The following is a 16906-nucleotide window of genomic DNA, read 5'->3' as shown; positions in this document are numbered from 1 at the left end:
CGGGATAATGGAAATGCGCTTTTCGGCAGGTGTGACGCCTGCCGGAAATGGCCTTACTCTCCGGGGTCTGGCGGTGCCTTATGACAAGCCCGCGCAGATCGGCAATTTCTCCGAACGATTTACAGCCCATGCGCTCCGGTCGGCCTGCGATGGTCAGGACATTCTGGCGTTGCAGGATCATGATGCTGCCAAGCTGTTAGGGCGCACGCGCTCTGGCACCTTGCAACTCGAAGACCGGGCCGATGGGCTGCACTTTGCTCTTGATCTGCCAGATACCGAACGTGGCCGGGATGTGCATGCCATGGCCAAGCGTGGCGATCTTGGCGGCGTAAGCATTGGCTTTTCTGATGCTGTTGACGAATGGCACGGGCGAGAAACCCGGATCATTCACGGGGCGCGGCTGCACGAGATTTCCATCATCTCTTCGCATCCCGCCTATGCCGAAACTTTCGTGGAGCCGCGTAGTCGTCCGCTTGGTGAGATTTACCAGGTAGAGCGATACCGGGACCGCGTTCTGACGATGTTGAGGCTGTAATGGGCTTTTTCACGAATTCAACGCCTCGGAGTCGTGCGCGGAAAGAACCTGTTTTGTCGATAGAAAGCCGGGTTTCAGGCCGGTATTCTGACGGCTGGGGTTCTGTGAGCGTAGGTTTGGGGGCGACGCAGACGGCGCATGGTCCGGTGCCTGCATGGCTCTCTGAAAGCCTGTCCGCTGTTACTGCTTGCCTTGAAATCATAACCGCGTCGATTGCAAGCCTTCCTGCTTCTATCGTCGCGGATGCTGAAGATGGACGACAGGCCGCTCAGGGCACGTTGCCAGCCGTCAAACTGATCTCACGCCCGAACATAAGGCAAAGCTGGCCGTCATTCTGTATGCAGGTCGTCGCTGATTTGCAGATGCAGGGCAATTCCGTTTCTTGGATCAAGAAAGATGCGCGTGGGGCTGTCGTCAGCCTCACACCTATTCCCTGGACGTGGCTTAGTCCGCAAGTCGTTGGTGTAGGCGCGCATTCTCGGCTTGTGTTCGACCTTGTGACCTCGACGCCTGAAACTCAGCTTCTAGGTTTGCCGCCGCGTCTGCTCGATACGGAAGTGCTTCACATTAAGGCCCGGTCGGATAATGGCCTCATCGGTCGAAGCGTGCTGGCGCGGGCGGCTGGTGTCGTGCGCGAAAGCCTTGAGATGTCCAAGGTAGCGGAAAAGACCTGGCGCAACGGGATGCGGCCTTCAGGTTATCTATCGTCGCCCTCCTACCTAACAGACGAACAGCGCAAGCTGGCTAAGGCATCTCTTCTAGATTACTCCGGCGCATTGAACGCGGGCAAGGTTCCACTTCTCGAAGGTGGATGGTCGTTTAAGCAGGCCAGTTTGAACAGCGCGGATGCGGAATTTCTTTCAAGCCGCCAATTTGGCGTTGCTGAAATCTGCCGTCTGTTTCGTGTTCCAGAACCTCTGATTCAATTAGGGGACCGGCTTCCTGCGGATTTGTCGCCTTATCTGGCGGCTTTCGCTCAGCTCACGCTGGCGCCTATCGTGTCTGCGATTGAGGCTGAATTTGACCAAGCGGTCTTACCTGCCGGGTATCATCTTCTGATTGATATGGGCGGCCTATTGCGTGGCAATTATAGCGCGGTGGCAGCGGCTAACTGCGCTCAGGTGCAGAGCGGCATCATGACAGCCAATGAAGCACGCAGCGCGGTTGGCCTGTCTTCGCATGCTGATGGTGATGCATTGCGAACGGGTAGCGCACCGAACTGGCCTGCGGATGCGCCTGGTATGCCATCTCTCGCGCCGAAACCCGGTCATACTGGTGACGGTCTTCCGGCTCCTGGCACGCATCAAAATGAAGGGGCAAGCGCGTGAAATACGATCATCTCCCGCCCGGTTTGGTGCCTATTTTTCTCCGGCGATCCGCGGCGGCGGCGTTCTGGGGGGTGAGTGAATCAACCTTTGATCGGATGGTCGAGGAAGGCCATGCGCCGCGCCCGGCTCGCTTCGGCAAGATTGTCTTGTGGTTCCGGCCGGCGCTTGTGGCTTCTGCTGCGCGTTTAAGCGGCGTGAAGATGGAAACCGATAGTGCTGCAAGCCCGTCTGACGGCGGTAATGAGTGGGATGCGGTGCTGAAATGATGAAGGTCGTCCGACACTACAAATATCTCTCAGAAGATACGGATCGGCATGGAAATGTAAGGTTGTATCTGCGGCGTCCGGGTCATCGAAAGATCAGGTTACGTCAGATGCTTGGCACACCAGAGTTTGATGAAGAATACCGGCGTGCCATGGCAGGCGAGATCCAGCCTGTTCCTTCAAGGCGGGAAACGGTGGTTCCTGGAAGCCTTCGGGATCTGTGCGTCCAATACTATCAGTCGGCGGTGTTCGGTCGGCTCGACGTAAGAACTCAGTATGTTCGTAGAGGCATTCTGGACAATTTGTGCGAGCGATGTGGCGCTTTCTTAATCAGCACTCTTCAGCCAAAGCATGTCGCGGCTTTGCGAGATTCTAAAGCAGGTCGGCCGGAGGCCGGAAACGGTATTCTCAAGGCGTTGCGGGCGCTGTTTGCATATGGCGTACAGTGCGGAATGCTGGACAAGAATCCGGCGCGAGAAGTGTCTTATATTCCAAGTGCCGGAACAGGCTTTCATAGCTGGACGGCGGCGGAAATTGAGAGGTTCGAGGCCTTTTATCATATCGGCTCTCCTGCGCGTCTGGCCTTTGCTGTTCTGTTCTATACGGGCCAGCGCCGGAGCGATGCTGTGCGTCTTGGAATGAAAGATATGCGCAACGGCTCGCTGACTTTTACGCAAGTGAAAAACGGCAAGCGCAAGCCGGTGCTTCTGACGTTGCCGGTGATCCCTGAACTTCGGCGGATTATTGAGGCGACGCCAGGCGCGATGTCAGGAGAGACGTTCATTCAGGGAATAGGCGGCAAGCCTTACACTCCTGAGAGTTTCGGTAATAAATTTCGGGATTGGTGCAATGCGGCGGGGTTGCCGCAATGCTCGTCACACGGACTCAGGAAGGCGGCGGCGGTTCGTTTGGCCGAGATGGGCTGCACTGCTCATGAGATTGCTGCGGTGACGGGCCATAGGTCTCTGAAAGAGGTCCAGCGCTACACGCTTGCCGTCGATCAGAAGCGTCTAGCCGAGCGCGCATTTGCCCGAATTGTAGAAGGCGGAATGTCCCACTCAACAGGCAAAAATAGCCAGTGGGGCAAAAGTGCCACTCAAGGTATTGATTTCAAAGGAAACGGAAATGATGTGGTGCCCAAGGGCGGAATCGAACCACCGACACTGCGATTTTCAGTCGCATGCTCTACCAACTGAGCTACTTGGGCACCGAGCTTCAGGGCGGACCCCGTTGCGGAGATGGGGTTTAACTGATGATTGAGGCGGGATCAACCCTCCCTGTCGCGATATTCGTCCGGTTCTTCATCATTGTCCTGACGGAAGGACGGAACGCGGTAGGTCCCGCTGAACCAGCGGCCCAGATCGACATCCGCACAGTGGCGGGAGCAGAAAGGCCGGAACTGCGGGTCGGTGGGGCGATGGCAGATCGGGCAGGCGGCGTTGCTCATGACAGGCTCCAGCTTGCGGGTGGGGCATTGGGATCAAGGACAAGGTCCAGCGGCCGGGCGCGGCGGGATGTGAAATCCGCCAGGGCGTCGGGGTCGTTTTCCAGCGCCGTGACGAGTCCGATCGAGGCGGTCAGCGTCCGGCCGGGGCGGTTTTCGCGCAGGATCGTCCTGAGGATGGACAGTGCCTGCCCATGTGGGGAGGACAGGAGTTCATGCAAGGGGGGACGGCGGCGCGGGCGCGTCAGTTCCAGCAGGCCGGACGGTGTGGCGCCGAGGACATCCGGTTTCAGGGGATCGCCCGCCAGAGCCTCACGCAGGAAGGGGATCAGGGCAGGGCGTTTGCGCGTTTTCACTCCCGCCGGGTCTAACAGAATCGTGCCGGAAAGATTTCGCAGGCGGATCTGACGGGCCAGTTCGGGGAAGGCTGCGACATTGCCCTTGAAGTCCGGGGCGCCGGTGCTGTCGAGATCGATGGCGACGAGGGCGGGGGTCGGGAAAATGCTGGCGGTCAGGAGCCCCAGATCGGCCTCGGGGCTGCCGAGACTGTCGAAATCGGCCTCAAGCGCGCCATCGAATGCCTGCTGGCAGCGCTGAAGGCGCGGACGCAGCCGGACGGGCAGTTTTGCGGCAATGCCCGGATCGTCCACGAAAACCGGAGCCTCCGGATAGCGGTCCGCCAGTTCGTCGAGCGGGGTTGGTCCGCGTTCGAGCAGCTTGGGGCCGGAAGGGATTTCAACGGGCATGTCCGCCCGGCGCAGGCGCAGGCCCTTGCCGTTCTGGGCGGCGCGGCTGACACGCGCTGCGGTTAGAGCCCCTTCGACCAGGGTGTCGCGGGTGGAAAGAAAGCCGCTCTGGCCGTCTTCGAGCAGGACGAACGCTCCCCCCAGGGCGGGAGCAGCTTTCTGGACGCGGACGACATGCCAGTCTTCCAGACCATCCGGGCAGCCGGGACGCCAGATCGCGGCATCCAGCAATGTGTCATGGTCCGTGACGGCAATCCGCATTTCGCCCGGGGAACAGGCTGCGCGGATTTCGGTCATGCGATCCAGCCACCTGAGGGCTTGCCGACCGGCTGGCCGCGCAGGAGCTGGGCCGTTTCAAACAGGGGCAGTCCCACGACGGCGGAATAGCTGCCGCCGATCTGGCGGATATGGGCGGCCGCCGCGCCCTGGATGGCATAACCGCCCGCCTTGCCCTTCCAGTCCCCCTGCGCGATCAGGGCGTCGATCTGCGCGTCCGTCAGGCGATGGAAGATGACGGAGGTTTCCACCAGCCGCTCGCAGGGTGCGCCCTGTGGCCAGCCCGCGCTCGGGCGCAGGACCACGGCCGTCAGCACCTTGTGGCGGCGGCCCGACAGCAGCTTCAGGCAGGCACGGGCCGTCTTTTCATCTTCCGCTTTCGGCAGGATGCGCCGACCGACCGAAACCACGGTATCCGCGCCGATGACCAATGCCGCATCCGTGCGCTGCGCGGCCACATGCTCCGCCTTCTGGCGGGCGAGACGCTGCGCGAGCGGACGCGGCAGTTCACCGGGGCGCGGTTCTTCGTCGATATCGGCGCTCACGACGGCGTCGGGCACGATGCCGATCTGTTCCAGCAGGCTCAGGCGGCGCGGGGAGGCGGAGGCCAGAACGAGCTTCGGACGGTCCAAAAGGCCGGATGACCCTTCTGCGGAAGACGGGGATGCGGTCATGCGGCGGACTGTCTTACTTGAATCGGAACGTGATCCGGCCCTTGGACAGGTCGTAGGGCGTCATTTCGACGTTGACGCGGTCACCGGCCAGAACGCGGATGCGGTTCTTGCGCATCTTGCCGCTCGTATGGGCGAGGATGGTGTGCTCGTTGTCGAGCGTGACGCGGAACATGGCGTTGGGGAGCAGTTCCATGACGGTGCCGGTAAACTCGATCAGGTCTTCTTTTGACATGTGAATCCTTGCTTCAGGGACAGGGTAATGATCTGCGCGCGGCAGTGGCTCCGGTGCGGAGCCAGAAAATCCAGCCCGCTATGTGCGGACTGTCAGACGAAAGGTCAAGCGCGACCGGCCCCTGTCCCGGGATTCTTGCGGTTTTTATGCTGGCCCGGCGTGGTTTTCAGGAGGCTTTGCCAACACCCTGCGCTCCGGCCTGAGCCGCCGCCCGGGCGGCCATCTTTTCCTCTTCGGTCCAGACGCGGCGCTCGCGCACCTTCTGCGGCTTGACCTGCTTGACTGGACCACCCCCGAGCACGGGCGGGCGCAGGGTGGAGTTCCGCGCCTCTTCCGAGTGCCATTCATGGCTGTCATGAACGTCCAGCGTCCGGCCGATCTCGCGCTCCACGGCATGCAGCCAGGCGCGCTGTTCGGCATCGCACAGCGTGATGGCAAAACCGCTGCGGCCCGCGCGGCCCGTGCGGCCGATCCGGTGCACATAGCTCTCCGGCAGGCTCGGCAGATCGTGGTTGATGACATGCGTGACCGTATCGACGTCAATGCCGCGCGCGGCGATGTCGGTCGCCACCAGAACCTGCACCTCGCCTTCGCGGAAGGCGTTCAGAGCGCGCTCGCGCTGGCCCTGCGACCGGTTGCCGTGCAGGGCCTCGGCCGTGATTCCGGATTCCGTCAGAAAGGTGCAGACCTCGTTGGCGATGTTCTTCTGCAATGTGAAGACAACGGCCTGACCGATGCCCGGCGTCTGAAGCTGCGCCAGAAGAGCCGCCTTCTTGTCGGAGGCATTCAGGAACATGACCGACTGCGCGATCCGGTCCACCGTGCTCGATGGCGGTGCGATCTCGACCTTTGCCGGGTCACGCAGAAGGCTCTCGACGAGGGCTGCGATGGATTTCGGCATCGTTGCGGAAAACAGCACCGTGTGCCGGTCTGCGGGGAGTGTTGCGACGATGCGCTCGATCGGCTTGGCAAAGCCCATGTCCAGCATCTGGTCGGCTTCATCCAGCACCAGCGCCTCAAGCTGAGAGAGGTCGCACAGGCCCTGTTCGATCAGGTCCAGCAGACGGCCCGGTGCGGCGACGATGATGTCCACGCCGTCTTCGAGCGCCTTGACCTGATGCACCTGACTGACACCACCGAAAATCGTGGTGACGCGCACTGGCTGGTGACGGCTGAAGCTTTCGAACCCGTCCGCGATCTGGGAGACCAGTTCGCGTGTCGGTGCGAGAACCAGAACGCGCGCGCCGTTCTTGGGCGCGGGGCGGGGCGTTGCGGCGAGCCGGTGCAGCAGGGGCAGCGCGAAAGAGGCCGTCTTGCCGGTGCCTGTCTGGGCCAGGCCGAGCAGATCGCGGCCTTCAAGAAGCAGCGGGATGGACCGGGCCTGAATGGGCGTAGGCTTGACGTAACCCGCTTCGTCCAGCGCGCGGAGAAGCGTGGGCGCCAGGGCGAGATCGGCAAAAGTCACGTCAGAAGGCGTAGCGGAAGTCGGGGACATGATGAAACGGCGCCTCCGGCGCTGAGTAGAGCTGCGCCTGATCGGGCTTCGCGGATTCAGAAAACGGGCTTGTACGAATGATGCTGCCCGCGGTCAACGTAATGAAAGAGCGTGCCGGCCCGGTTTGTCAGGAGAGTTTTGAAATATCGCGCATGGCTACGACCAGAGACATGTGTGACGCCAGAAGCCGCTGCGGCAGCGTGGGCAGATAGATCCGGATGGCCTCAAGGCGTTTGGACTCCGGAAGTGCCGCGAAGGGTGGCCGCGATCCCGGGCCCTCACTGCCCGCATCGTAGCTTTTGGCGATTGCGGCAAGGAGGGAGGCGGGGACCGAGGCGAGAAGGGCTCTCTGCGCGGGATTCAGAAGCCGGTCCCGCAGGGGGCCGGAGAGCGTGCGCTCTTGCGCTATTTTCGGGGGCTCGTAAGGCTTGAGCTGGCTCAGCGGAAACTCGATCTCCACGCCATTGGCCTGCTCCACATAGCCGGTGGTGCCGTCGATATCGACCAGCCTGCCGTCATGCGTGCCCTTCAGGTCCGAAACACGATCACCGATCGACAACTGGGCCATGACTGATTTCTCCTTCTCAGGACGGAGCCTAAAGTAATTCCGGATCGTGGGTGAAAACTTTCTGCGTCCTTTGCCTGATTTCAGATCCGAAAGGCGTATGCGAGCGTCGTGCGGACTGCATCAGCGCTGTGGTCATAGGAGAAGGGAGCGAAAAACCACAGGTTGAGGTTCATGAAACTGTCACATCCCCCTCCCTGCTGAATCCGTTATCAGCCCTTGTCCCGGACGCCGCCATGACTCCTTGGTCGGAACTGATCGGGAAAACTGGCTCAGGACCGGCAATTAAGGAAGCACCCGCATTTCAGTATGGTACGACCTTTGGTTATGACGGGATCAGGAAACGGTGCATGTGCGCGGTGGAGAATGAACGCGTTTCCTGTGAGGAGCGTGATGCGGACCATCCGGTGTGTCAGTGCAGTCCTTGGCCTGACGGTGTTCGGCGCCGGTTGTGAGGCGCAATCCTCACCTGTATCGCCTTTGGTGTCTCAGGATGTCTGTGACCCCGCGCCGGATGGTCGCAATCCCTGCCCCCAGATCTTTCATCGTCCCAGACAGGCACCTCTGTCGCAGATGGCGCAGATCGGGCGCATGCTGTTTTACGACAGGGCGCTTTCGGGTTCGGGTAAACTGTCCTGCGCGTCCTGTCATGATCCGGCGAACCATTACGGGCCGACGGGCGATGCGTCCGTTTTCGAAGGCGGGGCGGATCTGCACCGGCAGGGGCGGCGCGCAATTCCCACGCTGACCTATCTGGAGCGCATGCCGCCGTTCAGTATCGGGCCGGATCTGGGAGATGACGATGTTGCACCGCGCGTCATCAGTGTGCCGAGTACGGGAAACCGGCGTGGCAGCAAAAGCGCTACGGATACGGCGTCATCCGCCGCGCATATCGTTCCACAGGGCGGATTTTTCTGGGATGGTCGGGTCGATACGCTTCAGCAACAGGCTGGAGGCCCCCTTTTTGACCGTGATGAAATGGCATCCACGCCGGAGCGCGTCACCGCGCGGCTGAACATGGCGCCTTACCGTGAGGCCCTTCTTGCATTGGCTGGTGCGCGCGGAGAGACGAATCCTGCCTTCCTGCGGGAAGAGGCGCTGTTCGCGATTGGGCGCTATGAGCTGGAAGACCGTCATTTTCACGAATATTCCAGCAGGTTTGATGCCTGGCTGGAAGGGAAAGCCCGGTTCACGCCGCTCGAACGCGAGGGATATCTTCTGTTCAACGATCCGCGGAAAGGCAACTGTGCGGCGTGTCACCTTGATCACATCACTCGCGATGGTCTGCCGCCGCTTTTCACCGATCATCAGTATGAAGCGCTGGGTGCCCCGCGCAACATGGCGATCAGCCGCAATGCCGTCGCCAGCTATGACGATCTCGGGGTGTGCGACAGTCGGCCCGACGGTCGGAAAGCCTTTGCGGCTTATTGCGGAATGTTTGTGACACCGACCCTGCGCAATGTCGCGACGCGTCATGTCTTTTTTCATAACGGTGTTTTTCACACGCTCGAAGCTGTTCTGGATTTTTATGTGCTCCGGGATCTTCAACCTGAGAAGTTCTATCCCCGCGCACCAGATGGGAACATCGAGGTGTATGACGATATCCCGGAAAAATACCGCTCCAATCTTGACACGATAGACGCGCCGTTTGACCGCAGGCGCGGAGAGACGCCCGCATTAACCGAAAGCGAACGCCGCGCGATCATCGCGTTTCTTGGCACGTTGACAGACGCGGATGCTCCGGCTCCTGCGGCGGACGCCGTCACGGGACAGACAGGGAAGCGACAGGATGGATGACATGTTCCACAAGCCGGAAACATCAGGACGGACGAAGGGCGTGGTGTTCAGGGTTTTTGTCAAACCGGTTGATCGTAGTGAGGAAAGGTTCCGTGAGGTGTTCATGAAGAGCGTACAACGAGCAAAATCCGGCCTGGCAGTCCTTCTGTCCGGCTCCATTCTTTTTCCATCCATGGGGCTGGCGGCGTCTCCCCCTGCGGCAGGGTCCTATCAGACTGCGACGCCCATCAAGCATGTCGTGGTGATATTTCAGGAAAACCGTTCATTCGACCATTATTTCGCAACTTATCCCAGAGCGGCGAATGTGAGCGGTGAACCTGCTTTCACGGCATTGGCTGATACGCCTTTCGTCAACAATCTCACGAGCGCCAATCTCCTTGCGAGCAATCCGAATTCCGGTCCGGCGAACGGAGCCGGAGCAGCACTTCCGTTCCGTCTCGATCGGACGCAGGCGAATACCGCGGATCAGAACCATAGCTATACGCCGGAACAGCAGGCTTACGATGGCGGAAAGATGGATCTATTTCCAAAATATACCGGATCTGCCTCATCTGGCAGTGAGGGTGCTTTCGGGACGAAAGGCCAGGTGCTGGGGTATTTTGACGGCAACACGGTCACCGCACTCTGGAATTACGCCCAGCATTACGCCATGAGCGACAATAACTGGAGCGATACGTACGGCCCGTCCACGCCAGGTGCGCTTGAGGTTGTGGCCGGCCAGACCAATGGTCTTCAGCCCATCGCGGGCAATATGCTCGGGAGTGCCTACATCCATGACGGGCAGGGCGGATATACCCTGATTAACGATGAGGATCCGGCTTACGACAGGTGCTCGACCCCGTCACAGGTGCGGATCAATGCCAAAAATATCGGCGATCTGCTGAATGAGAAGGGGATCTCCTGGGGTGGTTTCATGGGCGGCTTCGACCTGACGCTCACGAACGCGAATAACACCACAGGATGTCGTCGCAGTACCTATTCCGAGACGGTGGGAACCCGCACGGATTATGTTCCGCATCATGCCTGGTTCCAGTATTTCGCAAGCACGTCCAACCCGACGCATGCCCGGCCGAACTCCACGGCTTCGATCGGTTTCAGCACGATCCCAGGAACCTCGACGCGGGACCCAGCCAACCATCAGTATGATATCAAGGATTTCTATACGGCCGTGAAGGCGGGAAATTTCCCTGCGGTCTCCTATATCAAGATGCCCGCCTATCAGGACGGTCATCCTGGCAACTCGGACCCGCTGGATGAACAGAGCGGGATCGTGACGCTCGTCAACTTCATCCAGAGCCAGCCGGAATGGGCCAGCACGGCGATCATCATCGATTATGATGACTCCGATGGCTGGTATGACCATGCGTTCCACAAACCGCTCCGGGGCTCGTTCGACAGCACCGCCGACCAGCTCAACGGCGCCGGAATCTGCGGAATCGTGGGGTCTGCTCCGAAAGGTGTGGCGGGCAAGCCGGTCAATGGACGTTGCGGGCCGGGGACGCGCATCCCGCTCATCGTGATCTCTCCGTATGCCCGCCGGAACTTCGTCAGTCATGACCTGACGAGTCAGGCTTCCGTGGTGCGCTTCATCGAAGACAACTGGCTGGGCGGAAAGCGCCTTGGTGGCGGCTCGTTTGATGCGGCTTCGGGCCAGATCAATATGATGTTCGACTTCACGCAGACGCCGAACACCACGCCTCTGGTCCTGGACCCGGATACGGGTTCGCTCCGGTAAAGCGGAATGTGCCGGGAGGTGTCAGAACCGCCCGGCTGGAGGCTGGATCAGTTCTTTTCCAGCCGGACCGACAGGCTGAGCGCATGGGCGTCCAGTCCTTCGGCCTTTGCCAGCGCCACCCCGGCCGGGCCGATCCGGCGCAGACCGGCTTCATCGGTTTCGATGGTGGTGGTGCGCTTGATGAAGTCGAACACCGACAGGCCGGAGGCGAACCGCGCCGTTCGGCTGGTCGGCAGGACGTGGTTCGGGCCGCCGACATAATCGCCCACGGCTTCGGGGCAGTAGCGGCCCATGAAGATCGCGCCCGCATGGCGGATCATGGCCGAGAAGTCGCGCGGCGCGTCGAGCATGACTTCCAGATGTTCAGGTGCCAGTGCGTTGACGATCTCGGCGGCTTCCTCAAGCGAGCGCACGATGATGACCGCACCATGATCGTCCCAGCTTTTCGTGGCGATGGCGGCGCGGGGCAGCGTTTTCAGTTCCGTGCGGACGGCTTTGGCGGCGCGATCGGCAAAGTCGGCATCCGTCGTAATGAGGATGGCCTGGGCCTGCTCGTCATGCTCGGCCTGTGCGAGCAGATCGAGGGCTACGAGACGGGGATCGTTCTGCCCGTCGGCCACGACCACGACTTCGGACGGCCCGGCGATGCTGTCGATGCCGACATGTCCGAAGACCTGCCGCTTGGCTTCCGCGACATACGCATTGCCCGGCCCCACGATGCGGTCCACCGGGGCGATGAGGTCTGTGCCGAACGCCATGGCGCCCACGGCCTGCGCGCCACCGATCCGGTAGATTTCCGTGACGCCACAAAGCTGCGCTGCCGCGAGAACCAGCGGGTTCAGCACGCCGCCCGGAGATGGCACACACATGGCCAGCCGCTTCACGCCGGCCACGCGGGCGGGCAGGGCGTTCATCAGCACGGAAGACGGATAGGCCGCCTTGCCGCCCGGAACATAAAGTCCGACCGCATCCAGCGGGGTCCAGCGCATGCCGAGGCGGATGCCGTCTTCGTCCGTGAAGTCCAGATCCTTTGGCATCTGGGCAGCATGGAAGGTTTCTATCCGGCGTGCGGCGATGCGCAGGGCATCCATCAGGTCCGCCGGGACGCGCGCGGCTTCGGAGGCGATTTCTTCGGCGCTGATCCGCAGCTTTTCAGCCGGCAGTGTCAGGCGATCAAACCGGGCGGTATAGTCGCACAGGGCCTCGTCGCCCCGGCTGCGGACGTCTGCGAGGATCGCACGGACCGGTTCGGCAACACTGCGCTCGTCGCTTCCACGGGCGGCGAGCAGCGTGGCGAAGTCTGCGGAAAAACCGGCTGCGGACGTATCGAGGCGTTTCATCAGACCGCACCCTCCGTGGCGAGGGCTGTACGGAAGCGCTCGATCAGGGCACTGATCTCTTCAGGCCGGGTCTTGAGCGCGACGCGGTTGACGATCAGTCGGCTCGTGACATGGGCGATGGTCTCGGTTTCCATCAGGCCATTGGCGCGCAGGGTGGAGCCGGTATCGACCAGATCGACGATGACGCTCGCCAGATCCAGCGTCGGCGCGAGTTCCATTGCACCGTTCAGATGCACGATCTCGGCGTTGATGGCGCGGGATGCGAAATGGCGACGGGCGATGGTCGGGTATTTCGTGGCGACCCGCAGGCGGGACTGACCGTCGGACGGGTCCTCGGTCATGGTTTTTGGACGCGCCACACAGATGCGGCAGCCGCCGATCCCCAGATCGAGCGGGGCATAGATGTCCGGATAATCGAACTCCATCAGCACGTCCGCGCCGCAGACGCCGATATCGGCACCACCATAGGCCACGAAGGTCGCGACATCGAAGGAACGGACGCGCACGACGTCCAGATTGGGATCGGAAGTTCCAAAGCGCAGGCGCCGGCTGCTTTCGGTCAGGCAGTCGGGATCAGGTTCGATACCCGTGCGCGTCAGGACCGGAGCGAGCGCCTTGAGGATGCGGCCTTTCGGAAGGGCGAGGATCAGTGGCGTGTGATGATGCGCGGTCACGTCCGTTCCGTTCCGGTTTACGATCGGGGGGTCGGTCTGGAGCGCTGTCATGCGACGTCTGATCCTTGGCTGTCCGCAGGCACTGGGAACGGCAGCGCATATCACGAAGCCGGCGTCTTCCCAAGCCTTGCGCGGTTTCAAACGGCTCCAATGAGGCTTTGACGCGGAATCTTCTTGACGGATGTTCTGAAAGCAGATCAGTTTTGTATGCATGTCTGCTGACATAAAAACATACCTCTTCCCCACCCCGCTTTCGGACGCCAGCGCCTTGCCGCTGCGCGTGCAGATCCGCGAGCGCGTGCTGGCCGCCATCGGTTCGGGGCTGCTGAAGCCCGACGACCGCCTGCCGACGATGCGCGCGCTCGCCGTTCATCTGCGGGTGGATCTCAACACCGTCCAGCGGGCCTATGCGGAGCTTGAGCGGCTGGGCGCGATCCGGACACTGCGGGCCCGGGGCAGTTTCGTCAGCGACACGCCGCCACACCCGGACGGCGCGCTCAAAGCGGCGGAAGCCCGGGCGCTCGCGGCCTCCACCATCGCCCGCAGTCAGGCCGCGGGTCTTGATCCCGAAGCGGTCGTCATTGCCATGCGCGATCTTCTCGCTCTGCCTCCCGCCCCCTCCGAGCCCGAGAGCGGCTCTGCCAAAGGCTGATGTCCATGCCGGATTTTCCCGTCCTTCCTTCCATGTCGCTGGTGCCGTCCATGAATCGGAAACTGCCCCTCAACACGATTTCCGCCTCCATTGCGGGGGCTATCGTCCTGATCTCGGCCGGACTGACGGCTCTGACGCGGCAACCCGGCTGGGTCATCGGTGGCTTCGTGCTGGCGGTGCTCGTGCATATGTCGCTCCGGATGTGCAATTCCTGGCAGCGTGTTCTCGTTTTGCGGGCGGGAAAAATTCAGGGACTGCGAGGTCCGGGCCTGTTCCTGATCGTGCCGTTCCTCGATCAGATCGACGCCGTCGTGGACCAGCGTATCCGCACGGTGCCCGTCCATACGCGCCAGACCCTGACGCGCGATACGACGCCGGTGGATGTGGATGCGGTCGTGTTCTGGATGGTGCATGATCCGCTGCGGGCCATCACGGAACTCGACAATTATGAAAGCTCGGTCTCAATGGTTGCGCTCACGACGCTGCGCGAGGTTGTCGGCAGTTCGGATCTGGCCACGCTGCTGGAGGACCGCCGCCGCATTGACGGGGAACTGCGCGACCTCATCGAAAGCAAGACGCGCGAATGGGGCGTTACGGTTCAGGCTGTCGAGATCCGTGACGTGCAGCTCCCCGACAGCCTTCAGGACGCCATGAGCCGTCAGGCACAGGCCGAGCGCGAACGTGCTGCCCGCGTTACGCTGGCTTCGGCGGAGCGGGACGTGGCGCACGAACTGGCGCAGGCGGCCAAGACTTACGAAGCCTCGCCGATCGCGCTCCAGATCCTTCAGATCAACCGTATTTTTGAAATGAACAAGAACCGCGGCACCACCATCCTGATGCCGACCACCATGGCGGATGCCATGACATCCGCGACGGCCTTCGCCGCCGCGATGCAGACCGTCCAGCCGGATGCGGGTGCCCCGGCGGCCGAGAGTGAGGTCAGCGGCTGAAGCTGGCGACCATGTCCAGCAGGTTGCGCTGACGTCGCGTGGCAAGCCGCGCGGCCGTGAGCACGGAACGGGCCTGCGAAATGGCAGTGTCGAGGTCCGAGTTGATGATCGTGTGATCGAACTCGGACCAGTGGGAAATCTCGTCCAGCGCGGCCTTCATGCGTCTGGCGATTTCTTCCGGATGGTCCGAAGCCCGCTTGTTCAGCCGGCGCTCCAGCTCTTCCAGTGAGGGCGGCAGGACGAACAGGCTCACCACATCATCGGGCAGGGCGGCGCGCAGAAGGCGATGACCCTGCCAGTCGATGTCGAACACCATGTCATGCCCGGCATCCAGCGCTTCCTCGACCGGCGCGCGCGGCGTGCCATAGCCCCGGCCGAACACTTCCGCCCATTCCAGAAGTTCGCCATCCGCGGCCATGCGGCGGAACTCGGTGATGTCCCGGAAATGGTAATGCACACCCTCGACTTCGCCCGGACGGGGCCCGCGCGTCGTGACCGAGACGGAATGGCGCAGCGTGGGCTCCGAAGCGCGCAGGGCATTGGCAATGGTGGACTTGCCCGCGCCAGACGGGGCCGAGATCACCAGACAGACGCCACGGCGGGGCAGTTGGGTCATGGGGTGTCTCCTTGGAATAATGAACCGGACGGAAATGTTCTGCCGAAGCGTCTAGCGTGAAAGGGGCTGTTCTGGCCAGATATTCGGAGCCTGCTCAGGGCTCTGCCCTGAAACCCGCCAAAGGCCGGGGGCCTTTGGAAACCGCTTTATTTGGAATCGGGATCAAAGGGGCGAGCCCCTTTGTGGGGTGCGGGGCAACGCCCCGATCCTCAAGGCTCGGACTGAAGCTGCGCGACGATGGCACTGCTGATCGTCCTGCGCGTCGGGCCACCCAGAACATGGCCGAGCGGCGCCAGCACTTCGATATGGTCACAGACGATCTTGAAGACCGCGAGCATCGGCACGGACAGGAACGCGCCCGAAATGCCCCACATCCAGTCCCAGAACAGCAGCGATCCCATGACGAAAACGGGATTGAGGGTGAAGCGCCGGGCCAGCAGCATGGGCGTGATGGTTTCGCCTTCCAGCACATGGATCAGCAGATAGATCGACGGCGGCAGGAGCGCGTAAAGTAAGGACGGAAAGCTGAACAGGCCAACCACGAAATAGACCACCACACCCGTCAGCGGCCCGATAATGGGAATGTAGTTCAGCAGGAAGGCCAGCACGCCCCACAGAAGCGGGTTGGGCATGCCGGTGGCCCAGCACTGGATCATGTTCACCAGCCCCACACCCAGATTCATCATCGTGATCGTCACGAGATAGAGCGAGACGTTCTGCTCGATCTGGGTGGCCATCTCCACGAGGCGGCGCTTCTTGGCGTAGGTCGGCATGATCTCGACGCAGCGGCGCAGAAGCGTGTCGCCTTCCGTCATGAGGAAGAACAGCATCAGCAGCATCGAGAAAAAGCCGCCCGCCAGTTCGCGCGTTCCGGCCAGGACGGAGGAGCCGAGGCGGGAAAGGGCCGTTTCTCCCCCGATCGTCCCGCCCACACCGTGCGTGGTGTGCGTGCTGCCCGAATGGCCGCTGAACATGGCGGAAAGGCGCATATAGTCGCGCTGGGCCACGTCGATCGGCCCTCTGAGCAGGGCCAGCTTGCTTTGAAGGGCAGGGAGCGTCTGTGGCGCGCGCGTGATCCAGCCGGCGGCCGGGACGGAAATGGTCGTGGCGATTCCGCCCACGATTCCGAACATCATGACGATCAGCATGAGGGCCGCCAGATGTCGGGGCAGGTGCAGGCGCTGTGTCAGAAATCGCATGGGTGCGATCATGAGCAGGTTCAGGACGAGCGCGAAGACGAAAGGCAGCAGGATGGGCGCGGTGAAATACAGCGAATAGAATACGGCCAGAATCGTCAGGATCAGCACGCACATATCGCGGATGTTCAGGTGTTCGCGCAGGAGATTCCGGTCGAGGGTCGGGTCCGGAAAATCACCGTCTGGCAACAGTCTTTCTCCCGGTGTTCCGGAGGCGGAAGGGCTGTCGCTACAGGCAGGGTCGGCGGAAGACGCGGTGGGACGGCCGGACATGTTTTTTTTGCCTGCAACGGAGACGGAGCATGCGGACCAAAACGATCCGCGAAAGGACACAGTTGCGTGTTCTGCCCAAAAACCCCCTTGAACTCCAGTGCCATCCGGTCACTAA

At 61.7% G+C, this 16906-nt stretch carries 17 protein-coding genes, 1 tRNA gene and 1 pseudogene; 8 read left to right on the top strand and 11 right to left on the bottom strand.

Features of this window, described 5'->3' with window-relative positions; translation table 11 throughout:
• The first annotated feature begins 13 nt into the window (after window positions 1-13).
• The 4 genes and pseudogenes from GFJ39_RS05470 to GFJ39_RS14505 form a co-directional block, all read left to right on the top strand.
• On the top strand, window positions 14-535 hold the full coding sequence (locus GFJ39_RS05470; RefSeq protein ID WP_194285301.1) for an HK97 family phage prohead protease: 522 nt from the start codon (window positions 14-16) through the stop codon (window positions 533-535).
• A 104-nt stretch (window positions 536-639) separates the two neighbouring features.
• A complete protein-coding gene (locus tag GFJ39_RS05465; RefSeq protein ID WP_194285300.1) occupies window positions 640-1863 on the top strand; it encodes a phage portal protein in 1224 nt (407 codons plus the stop codon).
• Window positions 1860-2129, top strand: coding sequence for a helix-turn-helix transcriptional regulator (locus GFJ39_RS05460; protein ID WP_153430392.1), 270 nt, complete (start codon window positions 1860-1862; stop codon window positions 2127-2129). Before GFJ39_RS05465 ends, GFJ39_RS05460 begins: the two co-directional genes overlap by 4 nt.
• A pseudogene (locus GFJ39_RS14505) lies at window positions 2126-3109 on the top strand (tyrosine-type recombinase/integrase); the annotation flags it as partial. The gene GFJ39_RS05460 and the pseudogene GFJ39_RS14505, both read left to right, overlap by 4 nt.
• A gap of 148 nt (window positions 3110-3257) precedes the next feature.
• Here the strand turns inward: GFJ39_RS14505 and GFJ39_RS05450 are convergent.
• The 7 genes from GFJ39_RS05450 to GFJ39_RS05420 all read right to left on the bottom strand — a co-directional run bounded on the left by GFJ39_RS05450 (window position 3258) and on the right by GFJ39_RS05420 (window position 7561).
• Window positions 3258-3333 (bottom strand) — tRNA-Phe (locus tag GFJ39_RS05450).
• A 60-nt stretch (window positions 3334-3393) separates the two neighbouring features.
• A complete protein-coding gene (locus GFJ39_RS05445; protein WP_153430391.1) occupies window positions 3394-3573 on the bottom strand; it encodes a DNA gyrase inhibitor YacG in 180 nt (59 codons plus the stop codon).
• On the bottom strand, window positions 3570-4613 hold the full coding sequence (locus GFJ39_RS05440) for a ribonuclease E/G (RefSeq protein WP_153430390.1): 1044 nt from the start codon (window positions 4611-4613) through the stop codon (window positions 3570-3572). The genes GFJ39_RS05445 and GFJ39_RS05440 overlap by 4 nt, the downstream gene beginning before the upstream one ends.
• Window positions 4610-5266 carry a Maf family protein gene (locus tag GFJ39_RS05435; protein WP_153430389.1) on the bottom strand — a complete coding sequence of 219 codons (657 nt, stop codon included), beginning with the start codon at window positions 5264-5266 and terminating at the stop codon, window positions 4610-4612. The genes GFJ39_RS05440 and GFJ39_RS05435 overlap by 4 nt, the downstream gene beginning before the upstream one ends.
• 13 nt (window positions 5267-5279) lie before the next feature.
• Window positions 5280-5498: a translation initiation factor IF-1 gene (infA, locus tag GFJ39_RS05430; RefSeq protein ID WP_007282896.1), complete on the bottom strand. Its 219-nt coding sequence runs from the start codon at window positions 5496-5498 to the stop codon at window positions 5280-5282.
• A gap of 166 nt (window positions 5499-5664) precedes the next feature.
• Entirely contained in the window at window positions 5665-6993 is a 1329-nt protein-coding gene (locus GFJ39_RS05425; protein ID WP_153430388.1) for a DEAD/DEAH box helicase, read from the bottom strand.
• Between the two features lie 127 nt (window positions 6994-7120).
• Window positions 7121-7561, bottom strand: a complete 441-nt coding sequence (locus GFJ39_RS05420) for a hypothetical protein (RefSeq protein WP_153430387.1) — start codon at window positions 7559-7561, stop codon at window positions 7121-7123.
• A gap of 390 nt (window positions 7562-7951) precedes the next feature.
• Between GFJ39_RS05420 and GFJ39_RS05415 the strand changes: the two genes are divergently transcribed.
• The gene (locus tag GFJ39_RS05415; protein ID WP_228391810.1) at window positions 7952-9355 is read left to right on the top strand and encodes a cytochrome-c peroxidase; all 1404 of its coding nucleotides are present in this window, start codon (window positions 7952-7954) and stop codon (window positions 9353-9355) included.
• Window positions 9356-9527: 172 nt separating this feature from the next.
• Window positions 9528-11090, top strand: a complete 1563-nt coding sequence (locus tag GFJ39_RS05410) for a phospholipase C (protein WP_228391817.1) — start codon at window positions 9528-9530, stop codon at window positions 11088-11090.
• A gap of 47 nt (window positions 11091-11137) precedes the next feature.
• Here the strand turns inward: GFJ39_RS05410 and hisD are convergent, their stop codons facing one another.
• Window positions 11138-12430: a histidinol dehydrogenase gene (gene hisD / locus GFJ39_RS05405; RefSeq protein ID WP_153430386.1), complete on the bottom strand. Its 1293-nt coding sequence runs from the start codon at window positions 12428-12430 to the stop codon at window positions 11138-11140.
• A complete protein-coding gene (gene hisG, locus GFJ39_RS05400; RefSeq protein ID WP_228391809.1) occupies window positions 12430-13155 on the bottom strand; it encodes an ATP phosphoribosyltransferase in 726 nt (241 codons plus the stop codon). Before hisG ends, hisD begins: the two co-directional genes overlap by 1 nt.
• A gap of 160 nt (window positions 13156-13315) precedes the next feature.
• Between hisG and GFJ39_RS05395 the strand changes: the two genes are divergently transcribed.
• Both GFJ39_RS05395 and GFJ39_RS05390 read left to right on the top strand, forming a co-directional pair.
• Window positions 13316-13756 (top strand): GntR family transcriptional regulator, encoded by a 441-nt coding sequence (locus tag GFJ39_RS05395; RefSeq protein WP_153430385.1) that lies wholly within the window; start codon window positions 13316-13318, stop codon window positions 13754-13756.
• A 5-nt stretch (window positions 13757-13761) separates the two neighbouring features.
• Window positions 13762-14706: a slipin family protein gene (locus tag GFJ39_RS05390; RefSeq protein ID WP_228391808.1), complete on the top strand. Its 945-nt coding sequence runs from the start codon at window positions 13762-13764 to the stop codon at window positions 14704-14706.
• Here GFJ39_RS05390 and gmk read toward each other — a convergent pair.
• Both gmk and GFJ39_RS05380 read right to left on the bottom strand, forming a co-directional pair.
• Window positions 14696-15322 carry a guanylate kinase gene (gene gmk / locus GFJ39_RS05385; RefSeq protein ID WP_153430384.1) on the bottom strand — a complete coding sequence of 209 codons (627 nt, stop codon included), beginning with the start codon at window positions 15320-15322 and terminating at the stop codon, window positions 14696-14698. The two genes, GFJ39_RS05390 and gmk, sit on opposite strands and share 11 nt — an antisense overlap.
• Window positions 15323-15531: 209 nt before the next feature.
• The gene (locus GFJ39_RS05380; protein ID WP_153430383.1) at window positions 15532-16791 is read right to left on the bottom strand and encodes an AI-2E family transporter; all 1260 of its coding nucleotides are present in this window, start codon (window positions 16789-16791) and stop codon (window positions 15532-15534) included.
• Window positions 16792-16906 lie beyond the last annotated feature (115 nt).

Origin of the sequence: Gluconobacter aidae (assembly GCF_009547075.1) — a bacterium.
Taxonomy (GTDB): Bacteria; Pseudomonadota; Alphaproteobacteria; order Acetobacterales; family Acetobacteraceae; genus Gluconobacter; species Gluconobacter aidae.
The sequence above is the reverse complement of the archived record's forward strand: the minus strand, read 5'-3'. Positions and strand labels throughout refer to the sequence as shown.